Origin of the sequence: Egbenema bharatensis FJBBOT/2019, from assembly GCF_048077055.1 — a bacterium.
GTDB lineage: Bacteria > Cyanobacteriota > Cyanobacteriia > Elainellales > Elainellaceae > Egbenema > Egbenema bharatensis.
This window is the reverse complement of sequence record NZ_CP182236.1, coordinates 5,536,715-5,554,510: the sequence shown is the minus strand read 5'-3', so window position 1 is coordinate 5,554,510 and position 17,796 is coordinate 5,536,715. Positions and strand designations below refer to the sequence as shown.

The following is a 17,796-nucleotide window of genomic DNA, read 5'->3' as shown; positions in this document are numbered from 1 at the left end:
GTTTTACTAAGTTAATTTTTCTGTTTCATCCACTAGATTCCTGATCCCAACGCAGGTTTCATTCAATACAGGAGTTAAATGAACAATGGCAAATGTTGTTGTTATCGGTGCAGGGTTAGGAGGATTGCCCGCTGCGTATGAGTTACGGCATCTGCTGCCGTCCCAACATACCGTCACGCTAATCTCGGAACAACCTAAATTCACCTTTATTCCCGGTCTGGTGCGCGTGGCGTTAGATCTGGATCCCTTAGAGCATTTCCAGCTTGAGTTGAGTCCTCTGGTTCAACAACACGGGTTGGAACTGGTCAATAGTAAAGTGACCGCCCTTGACCCTCAAGCCCGGCAAATCACCGTTGAGAGTGGTCAAACGATCGACTACGACTATGTGGCGATTGCAACGGGTCCGGGGTTTGCTTTCGATCGCGTGCCAGGATTAGGCCCCACGGCGGCTATACCCACTCCATCTGCTCTGCTCCCCACGCCCAGGAAGCCCGAGAAGCATGGCTGCGGTTCCTGGACAATCCAGGCCCACTGGTGGTCGGTGCTGCACCGGGAGCGGGTTGTTTTGGCCCTGCCTATGAGTTTGTATTGATGGCAGATTGGATTCTTCGCCGTAAAGGGCTACGCGATCGGGTATCGCTGACGCTGGTGACTCCTGAACCCTATGCTGGTCATCTGGGGGTGGGAGGCGTGACGAATGCCAAAGAGCTGACGCAGGCCCTACTACACAAAAAGGGGGTGAATGTAATCGATAATGCTGCCATTACTGCGATCGATGCCAACACCATCACCCTGGATGATGGCCAGAAACTACCCCATCAGTACGCAATGATCCTGCCTGCCTTCCGAGGCGTGAAGTTTATTCTGGATGCTCCTGGATTGGGCGACGACAAGGGTTTTGTCCCCATCTTGCCGACTCAGCAACATCCCCTGTTTCCAGAAATCTATGGGTTGGGAGTTAGCGTCAGTTTAGCCCAGCCCGACAAACCTCGGGTGCCGATCGGCTTGCCCAAGAGTGGTCAAATGACGGAAGCAATGGGAATGGCCGTTGCTCACAATATTGCAGTTGAATTAGGGGCGATCGAAGCACCCTTAAAGCTACCGACTCTGGAAGCCATTTGCTTTGCTGAGTTTGGCGATACCGGCATTCTCTACGTCGCCGCCCCCGTCCTTCCCGATCCGGTCACCCAGGAACGCCGCTGTGCCTATGCGGTGCAAGGGAAATGGGTCGTCTGGGCTAAAACAGCCTTTGAACAATACTTTATGACCAAGATGCGCCGAGGGGCTGCCGTCCCCTGGTTTGAACGGTTGGGACTGAAGGCAATCTTTGGTGTGGATTTGGTGAAGCCAGTACCTGTTCCTAAACAGCATACCCCTGCCAATGCCTGATTTAGAGGTTGCTCCATCGTGCCACGGCAGGAATGGAACGCTGAATGAATGGAACCCTGATGCAATGACCCACAACATTGATGGTGATCATCACAATCGAGGCAAGCCCACACCCGCTAGCATCCATAGCGATGAATTTGAACAACTGGCCGATCGCTTCAAGCTTTTAGGGGAACCCGCTCGGCTCAGGATTCTCACGACCTTGTCTGAAGGAGAACGCAATGTTCAAGAAATTTGCGCCCAAACTGGATTACATCAGGCGAACGTTTCTAAGCATTTGCAGTTACTCAGAACAACGGGGATTGTCACCTGCCGTCGAGAAGGAATTTTTCGCTATTACCGCTTGATTGATACTGCCCTGATGACCGTTTGCCGTAACCTGCGGGAAGGACTGGCTCATCAGTAATCGAACAGAAACACACAAAGGAACGGTTAGAGTCCAAGATTTCGTAGGGTAGGCAATGTCCACCCAAATTTTGTAGTTTTATCGATTGAATTGCGGTGGGTGATGCCTACCCTACAAGAATGTCTGCTCAAACATGGTTGGAGTCATATCTGGATGGAATCAGGACATGTTAACTCACATTTATCGAATTATTTTGGGAATCAGTTTGGCGATCGTTTTGGTTCTCTGTAACCCTTTGCTAGCCTCAGCTCAAACCGATCCAGCAGCCCTGGCAAAAGCGGTTCAGGAAATTGAGGGTTTGGACAGTTTGCGATCGGGGTTAGCTTCTACGCTGGAAGGACGGACGGAAGAAGCCACTATGCAAACCATGAAGGAAGTCTGTAAACCCGTTGGGATGCAGGCAATGCAATTAAGCCAGGAGAACCACTGGCAGGTCAAACAAATTGCCAGTAAGTATCGCAATCCGGCCACGCCCCTGACAATTTGCGATCCAAGCTTGCCCTAGCGCGCTTTGAACAAAACCCTGAGCTGATCGGCTTTTGGGATCGGGAAACGCTAGATGGACAGGAAGGAACCCGGTACTACCGCCGGATTAATGTGGAAGCGAGCTGTTTGGCTTGTCATGGGCTGAAAAACAATCGCCCCCAATTTGTCCAGGAGAACTATCCCCAGGATCTTGCCTATGACTTTCATGTGGGAGATTTGCGAGGAATGTATGCCGTATTTATTCCCGATGTGCGGGACGCACTACAGAAGGCACTGAGCGAATAAGTTAGTAGAGGAGAGCAAACCCAATGAAATCTCTTTCTGTTTCAATAATAATGCTGCTTTTTGGGTTTTTCACTACATCCGCCTGGGCGCAACGTGATATCCCCCCGTTGAGGCAGGAAAGAAGCAGTCTTCAAGCCCAACGCGGAATGCAAGCCCGCCAGTACGATCCATCTACAGTTATGACCATCACTGGCGAAGTCACAAGCGTCCATGATGTCGGATACCAGGGTGTTCATCTGCTTGTACAAACTGATCAGGAAACCGTTGAGGTGCATTTGGGTCCCAACTGGTATTTAGAAGCAGCAGGATTTACAGTGGCAACGGGCGATCGGATTGAAGTAACAGGTTCACGGATTGATCAGAGTGGAACACCTAACCTGATTGCAGCCCAGGTCAAATCAGGCGATCAGGTTTTAATTTTAAGGGATGCTAATGGTCTGCCCATGTGGCGAGGTAGGGGACAGAGTGCTCGTTGAAATTGATTTTGGTTTTGCCAGTATTCTATCGTTCCTTGTTCCGCTCGTTATTCTTACAGGAGGCTGAAATTTGTCGTGGGATGGTTCTCGACGGAGTATTTTGAGGTTCTTCTTTCTGGTGATTGTTCTCCTTGCCCTGTTCGTTGAATTCGGGCTATCGGGTGCTTCTGCCAGCGCAAATATCCGGCAACTGGAGGAGGCTCCCGGTCAGGTGGTCTATCAGTCCCGGCAAACGCTGACGGATCAAATGGGCAGGAGTTGGCAAGCGATCGCCTTCAAGCGCATTCGGACTGATGGCAGTAGCCACTTCTATTTACGGTTGGTTGGGTTTCCGGGTACAGCAGCCATCGATCGATCGCAGCCCCTGTCCATCCGCAACTCAATGGGCCAAACCCTGTCCGCGGCCGATGCCTCCAGCCAGATTTTTACGGACACCCATTCCCCAGAACCCAACGTTGGCCAGTATGACCTGCAACCGCTATTGCCCCGTCTCCGGGCAGAGTTGCCCTGGCACTTAGACTTATCCACCACCGATGAGCAAACCCTGACGCTGCCAGTTCCACCTTCATTGGTGCAGGAGTGGCACACCCTGGCTGATTTATAACCGAAACCATGTAGCAAAAGGAGCCAAAGCAATGACTGTTAAATTCGTCACGCATGCTTTAAACACAAACGATATTACCGTGATGGGAAATGTCACCGATGTGGCAACGGTGCGGGGGAATAAAATCTCCCGAATTGGTGCGGTGGAAGGACAGGAACAGCAGAATCCCGCTGCCATCCATCTCAACTTTGAATTGGTGCATCAACCCCATGAAATGCTGGTCTGGATGCTCAGTCTGCCTGATGCGGTGGAACTGGGACTGCAATTGCTGGCTATGGGCATTGAAGATCAACCTTCACCCGGAATAGATGAAATCCGCGATCGCTTATCCCAACTGATTGCCGAACTCGATCGCACCCTACAGGTATCCCATTAAACCCCAAAGGATTTGACAAGATGTGGAAGCTATTAGAGATTCTTCAAAAGAACTTGGTGTGAGCAATTCCGGCCTCGATGATAGCGGGAATTGTGATGGGTAATTTAACGAATCCTGCCCCCCTCAAAGCCTGGATTATTCCCCTCACCTTTCTCATGGTTTATCCCATGATGATTAACCTGCAAGTTCAGAAAGTCCTGACCGGGAGAGATTATAAGTTACAGCTGATCACCCAATTGATTAATTTTGCGATCGTGCCCTTTTTCGCCTATGGCATGGGTCGCATGTTCTTTGCCGATCGCCCTCTGGTGGCTCTGGGTCTGTTGTTGGCATCCCTTCTGCCGACTAGCGGGATGACTATTTCCTGGACAGGCTTTGCCAGAGGCAATCTGAGTGCTGCCGTGAAGATGACGGTGATTGGGCTGATTCTGGGATCAATCGCCACCCCGTTCTATGCAAAGTGGCTCATGGGCACGGTGATCGAGATTCCCCTGGCCAATACCTTCCGGCAAATTGCCATTATTGTTTTCTTACCAATGATTTTGGGTGTTGCTACGCGGTTAGTGTTGATTCGGATCGTTGGGGCGGATAAGTACAACAAAAACCTCAGACAAAAGTTTCCCGCCTTTTCTACTTTAGGGGTACTGGGGGTTGTATTCGTGGCGATGGCTCTTAGGGCAGAAGACATTGTTCAACGTCCTCTGTCTCTTCTGTCGTTTCTAGTTCCCCTGGCGATTCTTTATACCGGTAACTTTATATTCAGCACATTCATCGGTAAGGCTTTCTTTAATCGGGGAGATGCGATCGCTTTAGTGTATGGAACAGTCATGCGGAACCTATCGATCGCCTTAGCAGTAGCTCTGACTGTGTTTGGTGGGGAGCAGGGTGCGGAAATTGCCTTGATCATCGCAATGGCGTATATCATTCAAGTGCAAGCCGCCGCCTGGTATGTTAAGTTAACCGATCGAATTTTTGGAGCAGCAGAACAGGTGCAACCTAAAACTAGTTAAAGCAAACAGCTAAAGGCAAACCAGCTAAAGGCAAACCAGCCAAAATCAACCGATCAATCAGATCGGGGAAGATACCAAGGACGTATAATAAGGGTCTGGATGCGCTTTGTCTTGTATCCAGGTTTAGAGAGGTACGCATATGCCACAGATGCATCAGGGAAATATCGGTTTGAGAGCACGAGTTGCAGAACTGGCCGCCGATCCAAACGCCAAGCTGGTCATCGTCGGAGTGACAGCTGTAGCCCTTGCGCCAGTGGTGCTTCCCCTGGTTCGCCCCGTGCTAAAAGCCACGATCAGGTCGGGTGTTACTCTGTTTGAGCGGACAAAGAGTGCCATTGCTGAAACGGGAGAAGTGTTAGCAGACATCGCTGCCGAAGCGAGGGCTGAAGCTCACGCCGAAGTCCAGAAAAAAGCTACCCTCCAGGCTGCACGACCTATGGTTCAATCGGCGGCAGAAGATTAACCACCGTTGAATGGCACTTAATTAAGGCGGGCAACATTGCCCACTCGAGGGGAAATCAAGCTACACAGCGATGCAAACCTGCTGATACCGGTGTCATCCGAGTAACATCCAAATCATCCAGGTAAATCCAACCCTGGTTCACTGCACCACACCAACCTCTTTCTGGTCGCTTTTCTCGGGTTGTTTACAGAAGGGCGGCTGATTGGGTTGAGCTGGATTCAGTGGGTTGATGGGATTCAGATTTGACGATCGCCATCATTTGAGACTCTACTTCCCGTCTTCTGGCTTCAGCAATCCACTGGGACAAGGGGACGGGGGTGTAGCCTGATGTAGCGTAGCGATGGGTCACCAGGGTTTTATGCTTCACCAGGGTCTTCGTAACGGGATGGGAAGCTTTTACCAGAGTGGGCAGAAACTAGGCCTAGCATTAGCACACTCAACCCTAACCAGGTCAGAGGATGGTTGCCGTGCCCATCTTCCAGAATCTCTTTGAAATGAAAGGTAAGGACGGATTTCTCCAGGTGAATTAAAGACATAGTCATTGGGGAGGAATAAAACAGTTATGGTTTTAGCCTACCAGAATTTTTGGTTAACGGGAAAGATTTGCAATTGTGATAAGGATGACCCATATTTCACTGGAGGAATAACCCATATTCACTGCCAGGCAAAAGGGCGCACAGCAGTTCGCCCCTAACGGATCTGTTATTTTGCCACCGATCGCCCCTTTGCTATGTCTTCCCTCTAAACCACCATCCCGCCATCCCGTTGCTGATCGATTTGGTGTTGCACCAGAGGCCGCAAACTATTCATACCTGCCACGATCGCTGAACCGTTGTGAATAGCCGTGGCCGCCAGCGGATTGAGTCCCACGGTGGAAGCCAGTCCCAGGGCAATCAAATTCGGGGCGACGACCAGCGTGGTATTTTGTTCAATTAATTCCCGCGTTTGGCGCGCAATGGCGATCGCCTCCAGCAAATCCAGCAGGTTGTTGTTCATCAACACCACATCGGCCGTCTCTCGGGCAATCTCCGATCCCTGCTCGAAGGACACGGAGACATCCGCATAGGCCAACGCCACCGAGTCATTTAACCCATCCCCGACGAAGGCAACAGTGCGCCCCGCTCGATGGAGATCGCGGACAATCTTCGCTTTGTGTTCTGGAAAGGCTTCTGCATAAACCCTGGAGGTTGGAATCCCCAGATCTTGAGCCACTTGATGGGCCCGCTGGGTTTGATCGCCCGTCAGCAAATGCAGGTCAATTCCATAGTCTTGCTGGAGGGACTGAATCAGGTGACGACTTTCCGGACGCAGGGGATCGGTGTATTGAATCACCCCTTGGAACCGGCGATCGCAGGCAACATAGATGAGAGACAGCCTGGGCTCAGCCGTTGCCGCCGTCCAGTTGCCCCAATCCACCGCCGACTGCTGCAAAAACCGCTGACTGCCGACCAAAACTTCCTGTCCGTCAATTTGGGCCCGGATGCCCAGTCCTACCTCATAGTTCCATTCTCCCCGCACGGGAATTTCCAGGTGTTGCTGCTGAGCCTGCTGGACGATCGCTTCCGCCAGGGGATGGTTGAGCCGTTGTTCCGCTGCGGCCGCCAGTTGCAAGACCCTCTCCGCCGACACTCCTGCCTCCACCGTTCTCACCCCTGTAATGGCGATCCTACCCTGGGTCAGGGTTCCGGTTTTGTCAAATACGATCGTGTCCACGTCGGCCAACTGTTCCAGGGTACGTCCACTCCGAACTAAAACCCCGTGGCGGGTGGTATGGTTTAATGCACTCAGGAAGGCAGTCGGAATCGATACGCGAATCCCTGTGACAAAGTCCAGCGTCAGAATCGCAGCCGTGCGAGCCGGATCACGAGTGGTCAATAGAACGATCGTTGCCAGTAGTAGAGAAGGAAGAATCAGACGATCGGCTACCTTTTCCGCATAGTTAGCCATGCGCGTATCGTAGACGGGAGCCTTCTGCAATAGCTCAATGCTGGCTGCCGCTCGGGTTTGTTTGCCCACCCGTTCCGCTTGCAGGTAAAGCTGCCCGGAACGAACCAGCGTTGAAGCCAATCCCAGTTCTCCTACCCGGCGAACCACGGGCATCGCTTCCCCCGTTAAGCCTTGCTGATCAACAATAGCTTCTCCCTGAATCACTGTTCCATCCACGGGAATTTGCTCCCCCGGATAAACCACGACTGTATCGCCTACCTGAACCCGATCGCTGGGAATCTGTTTTGGGGGTTGATCACCGTTCTTCACCCAGGCAAAATGGCCGATCGCATCCATTAAGTTGGTCGTTCGGATTGCCGTCGATCGCGCGGTTTGTTCTCGAATCACATCTCCAAACTCGTGCAGGGTAATCACCATCGCCGGAGTGAACAATTTACCCTGCCAGCCACTCAAACTTAATGCCAGCAAATCCAGGCAGTCAATGTTGATCCGGTGTTGCACTACCAGACTATGAACGGCACGACGCGCCACGGGCAGGGCTGCGGCCAGCAGGGATACTACCGCTAGAGGATAGAGCCGTCCTAATTTGGGAAATCGACAGAGAAAGGCCAGCAGTGCCGCCGTTGCAGGCAATCGCAGGCTTGACCACTGCCCCTCGCTTGACCACTGCCCCTCACTTGACCACGGCTCTTCCGTCGCCTCTTCGTGACCCGGTGGCAATTCTGTCAGGGCAGTCCGGGATGGAGGATGAGCCGGAGGAAACAATAGAGGTATGGCGATCGACGCGGTAGGAGCCTGATCCTGGACGTTGGTTGACCAAGCCATTAATCGCTCGGAGACAGCTTCGACAATGCACGACTCAGCGATCGTGGGCGAGTGATACTGAATCACCAGGGATTGAGCCGCTCGGTTAATCCGGATACTGGTAATCCCTGGAATTTCTGTTAGAAGGGCTGGCAGTTGTGCGCCCGTCTGGTGAGGCTGCCCTAACAGCGGCAAACGGAATCTGACTCGTCCGGGGATGTGGTGAACCAATTGGCAGATGGCGGCAGGTTCTGAGCCGAGCGTAGAGGAAGTGGGATACACCATTAAAGATGGGTGGGATAGCGATAATTACGAATCAGATGCAGTCGCAACTGCATCCAGGGAACCAACATTTTCAGCTTGCTCTAAAATCTGCAACAAGCGCATCCCCAACTCCAGTTCAGAAACGCCCTCTCCGTCATACAGCACCACAATGGAAGCCGCAGCCCGATTCAGCCGCACCCCCGTTACCCGTTCCTCAGCCTTCAACAATTTTTCTAAGCGTTTGGCATAGCCGGGATCACTCAGCAATCGCGGAATACGTAACCGCAAGCGTCCAGGGGTGGAATGGACAATGGTATAGTCCTCCACCGCATCGGCTGATGCGGTAGCAGCAGTCCGTTCATGGCCAGGCTGCCCGTTTGCGGTAGACACCACGGCAGGGGAATGATGGGCTTGCTTTTTAAGCTGGAGCACCACCTGGCGAGCCACCGCAGCGATCGCCAAATTCACCATGAGTGCCTGTACTCCCCGCAGTTGTAAACGATTGGTGACAAATAGCCCTACCAGCACAGGTAAAATCGCTGAGATTTCGCCATACTCTTCTAGAAAATGTCCTACTCGCGGAGCCACATCCAGGCTACCAGCCGGTTCCAGGTTCGGGGTTGCTGCTGCTGCATTAGTCATGGTTGATTCCCCTGCTTGTTGAGTTCTCGTTCCCGCCAGGGTGACTGCTAGGATTGCGACAAATTCCGCGCCGATGTCCACCACGTCCCGATCGCTGATGTTTCCCTCTGCCCGGATGGGATAGAACCGTTTGAGGCTCTATGGGGTGATTCAGATCTATGTTACGGGCCATACCATAATCGCTCTCACTGTCTGCATGACGTTCCGCACACCGCTGAAACGCTGGAAGATGGTTCTCCTGAGAAGCCTGTTGCAAGTTCAGAAAAACTCGCTGAACATCTGGATAGTCTCGGGTTGAAGCAAGTAAACGTTGATACATTTCAGCATTCTCAATTTCTGCCTCAACCCCTGCACGACAGGCGGCTTGTAGAGAAGCGGGTATTTCAACTCGTTGTTCCCAATCATCCACCGGAATTGGAATATCGTACTTCCGGAATAGGGGCAAGAGTGCTTGAATATGGCGTTCCTCCGACTCAACAATGTTGACAAATGGACGAACTGCACCAAAGCGACTCAAGATTAAACGGTAGATGGCCCGAGCCTTGTATTCATCTGCCAGGGCCTCGTTTAGGGCCCGTTGAAGTGTTTCCATCATAGGTTTTTCAGATCGTGCGATCGTTGGCTTTGAACACCATCCCTATTCCGGGTCTCTCTTCCAGGTGCCTATTTCAGGTGACTATTTCAGGTGCCTATTCCAGGTACAATCTTCAAGCCCCAGCGGACGGTGTGGTACTGGAAGCAGGATTGCGGGCGTTTCGGGTGGTGGCGATGGTACTGACTTCCCGATCGATAAAGAACAATCCCTGTCCCTCAACCCCAATTAACTTAATTTTATCAAGGATACCCTTGAACAAAAATTCTTCTTCGTGTTGTTCTGCGACATACCATTGCAAAAATTGCAGGGTGGAATAGTCGGGTTCCGTGTTAGCCAGATGGACTAAATCATTAATCTTGCCGGTAATGAATTGTTCGTGGGCATAGATCTTTTCAAACATCTCGGTCAATGAGTCAAACTCTCGGGGAGGAGCGTCCATCCCCCCCAAAATTGCCAACGCTCCAGTTTCTTGCAAATAGTGAATCAAACGCCGCATATGAATCATTTCTTCATCTGCATGTTGACTCAGAAAAGTGGCACACCCATCCAGGGATTTGTAGGCGCACCAGGAACTCATCTGCAAGTAGAGATGGGACGAAAACATTTCCAGGTTAATTTGCTCATTCAACCGATCGATCATGGACTGTGACAGCATGCAATCATCTCTCCTCAAGTCTTTCCTTCAAGTATCGCCTGAATCATGAATTAATCCATTCGTACAGTTCCAGGCTTGCTGGCGTGCAGCTATGGCAGCGACCACACTGTTTGCCCGCCAGGCGACGCACCCGCCCTTTGCGCATCAGGGAACCCAGCATTCCCCGCAGGGCATCGGCATCCATCTGGAAGTGCTGGGCTAACTCTTCCAGGGAAGTAGAGGGATGGGTACGGAGGTAGGTTTGAAGTTGTTGTAAAATCACGGCTTCACCGTCCCACCCATACTTTCTGTTCGATCGGTCTCTGCGCCTGCACCTGACGACGATCGCTGAATTTCCTCAACCCCACCAGGGTTCCCGTCATCACCAGCAGTAAGCCCACCCACCAGGCGATCGTGCTGCCAGGATGCTGCTGAAAGGTCATGGACTGGTAGCAGAACACTGCCACCCAGTAGGCCAATCCCGTTGTCCAGCAGGCGACAAAGATTGTCCAGCCCAGGTTAGTTTCCCGGTAAACCGCCGCCGTTGCAGCCACGCAGGGGAAATAGAGCAGGACAAAGAGCAGAAAAGCGATCGCCGCCGCAGTACTCCCAAATCGAGCCGACATTTGCCCAAAGGTACTGTAGTGAACTTCCTGCTCCTCGGATGCAGCTTGTTGATCACCCGTGCTACCCAGAATGCCCAGCCCGATCGGATCGAGTAATTGATTCGACAAATCCGTCAGGTTCGCTGGAATGCTGGCAAAGGCTTCGCCCATCCCACCCCACAGGTCAAATTCTTCGGGCTCATCACTGCCGCCCGCCTCCTGCTGGGCCAGTTGGGTATAGAGGGAATCCATCGTCCCCACCATCACCTCTTTTGCAAAGACACCCGTAAACAGACCCACCGTCGCCGGCCAGTTCTCCGGCTGAATACCCATGGGAGTGAATACCGGAGTGACCGTCTGGCTGAAGGCACTGAGAATGGAATCCTGACTGTCGTGTTTACCAAAGGAACCATCCACGCCCACCGAGCTGATCAATCCCAGAATCACTACCATGATGACAATCATTTTTCCGGCACGGGTGATGAATGCCTTCAGGCGATCCCAGGCGCGAATCAAGACCCCCTTGAAGGTAGGAATATGGTACGGGGGCAATTCCATCACGAAGGGGGCAGCCTCCCCGCGAAACAGCGTCCGTTTCATCACCAGTCCGGTGAAGATAGCGGCCAGAATGCCCAGAACGTAGAGCAGGAAAACCAAATTTTGACCATTCCTTGGGAAAAAGGCTGCAACAAACAGGGCATACACCGGCAACCGGGCCCCACAGGACATGAACGGATTCATCAAAATCGTCATCAGCCGATCGCGCCGATTTTCCAGCGTGCGGGTGGCCATAATACCCGGAATATTACAGCCAAAGCCCACCATCATAGGTACAAAGGATTTCCCTGGCAGCCCAACAAACCGCATCAGTCGATCCATGACGAACGCAGCTCTGGCCAGATAACCGGAATCCTCCAGGATAGCTAAAAAGACAAACAACAGTCCAATCTGCGGAATGAACGTTGCAGTGGTTTGAATCCCGCCTCCGACCCCATCTGCGAGCAACCCAATCAACCAACCCGGTGCATTGATTTGCTGCAATAGATGGGCCGTTCCACCCACCAGGAGAGTCCCTACGCCGATATCAAAGAAATCAATAAAGGCTCCCCCCAAATTAATTGAAACAAAAAACATCAGGTACATTACCGCCAAAAAGATCGGAATCCCCAACCAGCGGTTCAGGACAATTCGATCGAGGCGATCGGACATAGTTTGTTGCACAAGATTCGTCCGTTCTGTCACCTGCTGCATCAACTGCCGAATCCAGGTGTAGCGACTGTCGGCAATCAACAGATCGGTATCTTCTCCCAGGGTTTGGTGAATTCGATGGCGATGGTCAGCAATTTGTTTCAGGGTGTCTGCCCCTAAATCCGGCAGGTGGCGATCGTCGTATTGCAGCAGGTTGAGGGCAAACCAGCGGATATTCTCAGGCTTCGCCCCTGCCCCTTGCTGGAGGGCAGGAATTAAGTCTGCCAGAGCGGACTCAATCACGGGAGGATAGGCCACATAGGTATTGGGAAGGATGGGATGAATCAGAGCCTGATCGATCGCTTCCCGCAACTGTGGCACCCCTTTCCCCGTGTGGGCGCATAGCGGAATCACAGCACAGCCCAACCGTTCCGATAACCGTTGGGCATGGATGCGAATTTCCCGCTTCGTAGCCAGATCCATCATGTTGAGGGCGATCACCATTGGTACACCCATCTCCAGAATCTGAGTCGTGAGATATAAATTCCGCTCCAGATTGGAAGCATCCACAATATTGACAATGACATCCGCCTCACCGGAGAGCAGATAATCCCGCGCCACCAGTTCATCCAGTCCGGTCGTTGTATCCTCGGCATCCACCGAATAAACGCCGGGTAAATCCACAACGGTGATGGTTCGCCCCTGAAAGCGATAGCTGCCTTCCTTCCGCTCTACTGTCACGCCGGGCCAGTTACCGACCCGCTGATTGGCACCTGTCAGCGCATTGAACAGAGTCGTTTTGCCACAGTTGGGATTCCCCACCAATCCGATCGTTTGTTGTGCTACAGGTTGCGCCGTAGGTTGCGCCATAGGTTGCGTCATCATTCCACTCCTTAGATTGCCTCAACCATCAGAGCACTGGCTTCCCCCTTTCGCAGACTCAGACGAAATCCACGGACTTCAACTTCCGTCGGATCGCCCAGGGGGGCATGGCGTTTCACCAACAATTCAGTGCCAGGGGTTAATCCCATTGCCAGTAATTTGCGTTTGTACTCGCGGGCAGTGGGTTCATAGCCCACCACCTTCAACCGGGAACCGATCGCCATATCGCGTAGCTTCACTGAAGATTTAGGAGGGGTTTGCATCGTGTCCATCCTTGTGTCCATCCTTTCCATCCTGGGGTGAGGGGTTTGAGTGTTGTTATGGAACTGCTCTGCCATGACTGGCTCTGCCATGACCTGAACGTATTGGGCCATTTCCGCGCCCAAGCCCAACCGACTTTGGCCCACCGTAGAGCCAAACGTATCCTGTAGAGCGACAATCACTGAGCCAGTGGCAGTGCAACTGATAACCTCCAGCACCATGCCTGGCATCAGGCCCATGCCCATCAGTCGTTGATTGGAGACTTCGCAGTTCAAGGAAATAATCCGCACCCGATCGCCTGATCGCATCGTAGAGAGGGGAAACACCTGGGCATTTTGAGGATACTCTAGTGCCTCTGGGTCATTTAATGGACGATCTGACTGATGGGTATGCTGATCGTCGATCGCATCGCTGACATAAACAAAGCCCTGCCAACCCGCAGGCTGTAGATCGTCTAACCAGTAATTGACCAGATCATCGCCACTATTCATGGGAGGATACTCCACAAGGACTACTAAGAAAATTTCTCAAATATATCTTACCCGAATTTTGTTCTTTAAATCACTTAATCACTCAATAGTGTTAAAGCGATCATAAAGCGACTATCTTAATCTTTCTGAGGTGATTGAACCGATTGCAACGAACACCGCATTAGCTGTATCTCTAGCTATATCTCTACAGTCCTCACCTGGCAGAGATTTTGCGAATTGTTTTTATTTATTTGGAGTAACTGAGAGAGAGCAGTGACTTGGCTTCGGTGCAGATAGGAATACTGGCTGCCGCTTGTAGAAGCACAGTGTCACTGTCTGGGATAACGAGTGAGAGTTAGCAATAAAATTTAGCGATCGTTCAACCGTTGTTCAACCGTTTCGGATAAGTAATGGATTAATGAGAATAACTGTTGATTGTTTCACTAAAAGCATAAATCTCTGTCAGCCTTTATCAAAGCTTAAGGAATGGAATCAGGGGCACCCCGCTGTGCGCCCGTATCAGGGATAGTATTGTTCTGGGGAGTGAGGGATCTGCAATCAAATGCATCCTCATTTTTGAAAAATCGGCTGTAAGAGCGCACAGCAGTGCGCCCCTAATGAGTATGTTCTTTTGCCCCATGCCCCTTATGGCTCCTGATTCACAAGCTGATCGATCGCCTTGACCAGTTCATCCGGTTCGACGGGTTTCGTGATGTGGCGATGAAATCCCGCCGCCAGGGCTTGACGACGATCGTATTCTCCAGCGTAGGCTGTTAACGCGATGGCCTTAATCATTCCCCCCGCAGCCTGCGATCGGTCTCGAATCTGCTGCATCAGGGCATATCCATCCATTTCCGGCATGCCAATATCACAGAGCAAAACATCAGGCACCCGTTGAGACAAGGCTGCAATCGCCTCTGCCGCAGAGCTGGCCACTGTCACCTCAGCCCCATGTTGCAAAAGAACGAATTCGGTCAGGTCGCGCATATCGGGTTCATCATCCACCACGAGAACCTGAATCCCGGCAAGGGTGGCATCGGATGGAGCATTTGGCGAACGGCGGTGGGCTTCCCCTTTCCTGTGATCTGTTGAATTTATTTGTAACGGTAATCGAACGGTAAAGATGGCACCCTGCCCCTCCCCAGGACTGTCAGCCTGAATGGTGCCCCCATGCAATTCCACAATCTGGCGGGCGATCGCTAACCCTAATCCCAATCCGCCAAACCGGCGCGTGATACTGCTATCGGCCTGACGAAAGTACTCAAATACATGGGGAAGAAAGTCAGGATGAATGCCTTTGCCAGTATCGGTGACGGTGATTTGAACCTGGTGAGGCAGGGGCAATGGGCCGTGGGCGATCGGTGATGGGGCAGTTTGATTCATGTCCGATGGGCGACTCTCAATGACGGGTTCCAGCCGCACCTCAACCCGGCCCTCCTCCGACGTGAACTTAATGGCATTGGAAAGGAGGTTCCACAGGACTTGCTGAAGCCGATTGGCATCACCCGTTACAGTTCCGGCAATAGGTTGGAGTGTGGTTTGCACCTGAATCGATTTCGTCGAAGCGGCAAGCTGAACCGTTTCCAGTGCGCCTTGAATCACAGCCTTCAGATCAACGGGAGCACTGTTGAGGCTGAGTTTGCCCCGCAGCATCCGGGAGATATCCAGCAAGTCTTCAATCAGTTGCGCCTGAAGTTTGGCGTTGCGTTCAATCGTTTCCAGGGCAAGATCGATTTTTTCAGGCTGAACTCGCTGAGTCCGCAGTAGCTTTGTCCAACCTAAAATCGGGTTGAGGGGCGATCGCAATTCATGGGAGAGTACCGCTAAAAATTCATCTTTGATCCGGTTGGCTTGCTCTGCCTCGGCTCTTGCAGTTTGCTCGGCTTCATACAACTGGGCCCGGGAGATGGCTTGAGCACATTGGCGCGTCAGGGCAAGAATGAACTCCCGATCGTCCTGGTTCAAGTGCCTGAACTCATTGAAGCTAAGCAACAATCCCCCAATCGATCGACCTTCCACCACCAACGGCAGCGATAGCCAGGATTGGAAGCCGTAGCGATTGTAGACCCCTGCCAGGTGGGGATAGCGAGCAATCCGATCGAGGAAGTTTTCTATCCAGACGGGTTCTCCGGTGCGAATTGCCTGGGCTAGCGGTACATCAGTGTCGATCGAAAACTTTTGCCAGGCATCCACTAAGTCCTCAGTGTAGCCAACCGATTTGACAATCTCAACTTCAGTCTGCTCCGGGTTCACCAGCACAACCAGTGCCGCTGCCGCCTTCAGAACACTCATACTCTGTTCTACAATCACATCCACCACCTGTTCCGGGGTCAGAGATTCCGAGAGCGCAGCCGTCACCCGTTGCAACCGGGCTGTGCGATCGGCAGCAATTTCAGCAGCTTGTTGAGCCTGTTGAGCACTGTAGTAAAGTCGCGCATTATCAATTGCAATTGCTGCCCGACGGGCCAGATCCTCTGCCAGTTCCAGATCGTTCTTATCATAGTGACGGTTGGATTCAGCAAATATAAAGGAAATGCTGCCCAGAACCCGCCCTCTGGCTTGCAGAGGGGCAACCACAAAGGACTTTAACCCCAACCCACGCAGAATGTTCAAATATTCAGCGTTGGGAATTTCCGCCAGTTGTTCATCCGTAATGGCGATCGCGATTTCACTTTGCCCCGTTCTCATCACTTCAGAGATGCCATAGCCATCTGCTAAATGTCTGGGAAAACTTTGGGCTAACTCCCACCCCAACCGCTCCTTTTCAGGTTCAGAATGGGCCACTGCTACGCGAACAATCGTCCCGTCCTCCTGCAGCAGATCGACGGCGCACCAGTCGGCAAAATAGGGCACGGCTAACTGGGCAACCCGCTGGAGGGTTTGTTCATAGTCCAGAGACTTCGCCAGCGCAGTACTCACTTCAACCAGGAAAGCCGATCGCCGCAGATCAGCCTCTGCTGCCAGACGAGCCGTTTGCTCCTGAATTTGCTGCCGCAGTAATTCGACTCGTTCTGTTTCGGCTTGCTTATGGTCAGTGATATCAAAAAAGGAGGCAACAACGGCGGAAGGGGTGGTGGTGTTCGATCGAAACAGCGGACGGGTGTTGATGGAAATCCAGGTCAAGGTTTGATCCGGTTTGCGGATTCCCATTGTGACGTTAGATTGCGGTTCGCCAGTGCGCAGGGTCACCATAGATGGATGCAGTTCACCCGGAAAAGGAGAACCATCTTCATAAATAGCGCACCAGTTGGGATCAAGGGACGTTCGCCCCATGATTTGATCAGCGGTTAAACCCAAAATTCGTTCAGCACTGGCATTACAGGTGAAAATCGTCCCATCCGCCTGCTGGAACACAATGCCTTCCGCCGCCGTTTCAATCACCAAACGGTAGCGTTCCTCTGATTCTCGCAGACGCATTTCTATCTGTTTCCGTTCTGTGATATCGCTAATAACGGCAATTACATTGGTAATGTTTCCGTTTACATCCAATGAGGGAGAAGCATTCACGGAGAGGATTATTTTTGTCCCATCGGCACGGGTAATCGTATGTTCGGACTCATAAATGGGTTTTCCAGTGCGCATCACCTGGGAGAACGGTAGCTCTTCATCCGGTAATGGTTTGCCATCAATCGTCGTGATTGCCCAAGTTGGATCATTATACCCTCGCGCTGTAATATCGCTGCGAGTCAGTTTCAGAATCTGCTCGGCTGCTGAATTGGCAGCAATAATCTGTCCCGTTGGGGCGAGGATAATAATCCCACTGGGAACCGTCTGAAAAATACTGGATAGTTGAACTCCTCGTTCCTGCAAAGCGGCTTCAATCGGTATCATCCCCGTTGTACCCGATATCGCATCTTCAGTAGGCTGTCCCTGCAATGGACGTTGTGCCAATGGCTCGATTGGCTGAGACCGATCGCGGTTTGCATTCACCGGGTTAAATTCCATAGAGGCGTTACTTCGACCAACTCAATACAAAGAAACAGGCAATTTGAACGAAAAATGCACAGGG

Annotated in this window: 16 protein-coding genes and 2 pseudogenes; 8 read left to right on the top strand and 10 right to left on the bottom strand. The window is 52.0% G+C overall.

What is annotated here, in order from left to right:
* The first annotated feature begins 85 nt into the window (after positions 1-85).
* The 8 genes and pseudogenes from ACM1PF_RS25850 to ACM1PF_RS25815 all read left to right on the top strand — a co-directional run bounded on the left by ACM1PF_RS25850 (position 86) and on the right by ACM1PF_RS25815 (position 5,495).
* Positions 86-1,389: pseudogene (locus tag ACM1PF_RS25850) on the top strand (NAD(P)/FAD-dependent oxidoreductase).
* On the top strand, positions 1,382-1,795 hold the full coding sequence (locus ACM1PF_RS25845) for an ArsR/SmtB family transcription factor (RefSeq protein ID WP_416668650.1): 414 nt from the start codon (positions 1,382-1,384) through the stop codon (positions 1,793-1,795). The pseudogene ACM1PF_RS25850 and the gene ACM1PF_RS25845 overlap by 8 nt, the downstream one beginning before the upstream one ends.
* A gap of 166 nt (positions 1,796-1,961) precedes the next feature.
* Positions 1,962-2,566: pseudogene (locus ACM1PF_RS25840) on the top strand (Tll0287-like domain-containing protein).
* A 146-nt stretch (positions 2,567-2,712) separates the two neighbouring features.
* Positions 2,713-3,042 carry a DNA-binding protein gene (locus ACM1PF_RS25835; RefSeq protein ID WP_416668647.1) on the top strand — a complete coding sequence of 110 codons (330 nt, stop codon included), beginning with the start codon at positions 2,713-2,715 and terminating at the stop codon, positions 3,040-3,042.
* A gap of 70 nt (positions 3,043-3,112) precedes the next feature.
* Entirely contained in the window at positions 3,113-3,646 is a 534-nt protein-coding gene (locus ACM1PF_RS25830) for a DUF3122 domain-containing protein (protein ID WP_416668645.1), read from the top strand.
* A gap of 31 nt (positions 3,647-3,677) precedes the next feature.
* Positions 3,678-4,022, top strand: coding sequence for a hypothetical protein (locus ACM1PF_RS25825; protein ID WP_416668642.1), 345 nt, complete (start codon positions 3,678-3,680; stop codon positions 4,020-4,022).
* A gap of 95 nt (positions 4,023-4,117) precedes the next feature.
* Positions 4,118-5,032, top strand: coding sequence for an arsenic resistance protein (locus ACM1PF_RS25820; RefSeq protein WP_416668640.1), 915 nt, complete (start codon positions 4,118-4,120; stop codon positions 5,030-5,032).
* 139 nt (positions 5,033-5,171) lie between these two features.
* Positions 5,172-5,495 (top strand): DUF5132 domain-containing protein, encoded by a 324-nt coding sequence (locus ACM1PF_RS25815; protein WP_416668637.1) that lies wholly within the window; start codon positions 5,172-5,174, stop codon positions 5,493-5,495.
* A gap of 184 nt (positions 5,496-5,679) precedes the next feature.
* On the opposite strand, the gene ACM1PF_RS25810 is transcribed toward ACM1PF_RS25815, so the two are convergent.
* The 10 genes from ACM1PF_RS25810 to ACM1PF_RS25765 all read right to left on the bottom strand — a co-directional run bounded on the left by ACM1PF_RS25810 (position 5,680) and on the right by ACM1PF_RS25765 (position 17,732).
* Entirely contained in the window at positions 5,680-5,862 is a 183-nt protein-coding gene (locus tag ACM1PF_RS25810; protein WP_416668634.1) for a hypothetical protein, read from the bottom strand.
* Positions 5,852-6,031 carry a hypothetical protein gene (locus tag ACM1PF_RS25805; protein ID WP_416668632.1) on the bottom strand — a complete coding sequence of 60 codons (180 nt, stop codon included), beginning with the start codon at positions 6,029-6,031 and terminating at the stop codon, positions 5,852-5,854. Before ACM1PF_RS25805 ends, ACM1PF_RS25810 begins: the two co-directional genes overlap by 11 nt.
* Positions 6,032-6,236: 205 nt before the next feature.
* Entirely contained in the window at positions 6,237-8,531 is a 2,295-nt protein-coding gene (locus tag ACM1PF_RS25800) for a heavy metal translocating P-type ATPase (protein WP_416668630.1), read from the bottom strand.
* A gap of 24 nt (positions 8,532-8,555) precedes the next feature.
* Positions 8,556-9,152: an HMA2 domain-containing protein gene (locus tag ACM1PF_RS25795; protein ID WP_416668628.1), complete on the bottom strand. Its 597-nt coding sequence runs from the start codon at positions 9,150-9,152 to the stop codon at positions 8,556-8,558.
* Positions 9,145-9,747 carry a ferritin-like domain-containing protein gene (locus ACM1PF_RS25790; RefSeq protein ID WP_416668626.1) on the bottom strand — a complete coding sequence of 201 codons (603 nt, stop codon included), beginning with the start codon at positions 9,745-9,747 and terminating at the stop codon, positions 9,145-9,147. Before ACM1PF_RS25790 ends, ACM1PF_RS25795 begins: the two co-directional genes overlap by 8 nt.
* A 112-nt stretch (positions 9,748-9,859) precedes the next feature.
* Complete coding sequence (gene ftnA / locus ACM1PF_RS25785; RefSeq protein ID WP_416668623.1) at positions 9,860-10,402, bottom strand: non-heme ferritin; 543 nt, start codon at positions 10,400-10,402, stop codon at positions 9,860-9,862.
* Positions 10,403-10,445: 43 nt separating this feature from the next.
* Positions 10,446-10,664 (bottom strand): FeoC-like transcriptional regulator, encoded by a 219-nt coding sequence (locus ACM1PF_RS25780; RefSeq protein WP_416668620.1) that lies wholly within the window; start codon positions 10,662-10,664, stop codon positions 10,446-10,448.
* A 4-nt stretch (positions 10,665-10,668) separates the two neighbouring features.
* A complete protein-coding gene (feoB, locus tag ACM1PF_RS25775) occupies positions 10,669-13,056 on the bottom strand; it encodes a Fe(2+) transporter permease subunit FeoB (protein WP_416676797.1) in 2,388 nt (795 codons plus the stop codon).
* 11 nt (positions 13,057-13,067) lie between these two features.
* Positions 13,068-13,808: a FeoA family protein gene (locus ACM1PF_RS25770; protein WP_416668617.1), complete on the bottom strand. Its 741-nt coding sequence runs from the start codon at positions 13,806-13,808 to the stop codon at positions 13,068-13,070.
* 624 nt (positions 13,809-14,432) lie between these two features.
* On the bottom strand, positions 14,433-17,732 hold the full coding sequence (locus tag ACM1PF_RS25765; RefSeq protein WP_416668614.1) for a GAF domain-containing protein: 3,300 nt from the start codon (positions 17,730-17,732) through the stop codon (positions 14,433-14,435).
* Positions 17,733-17,796: the final 64 nt, after the last annotated feature.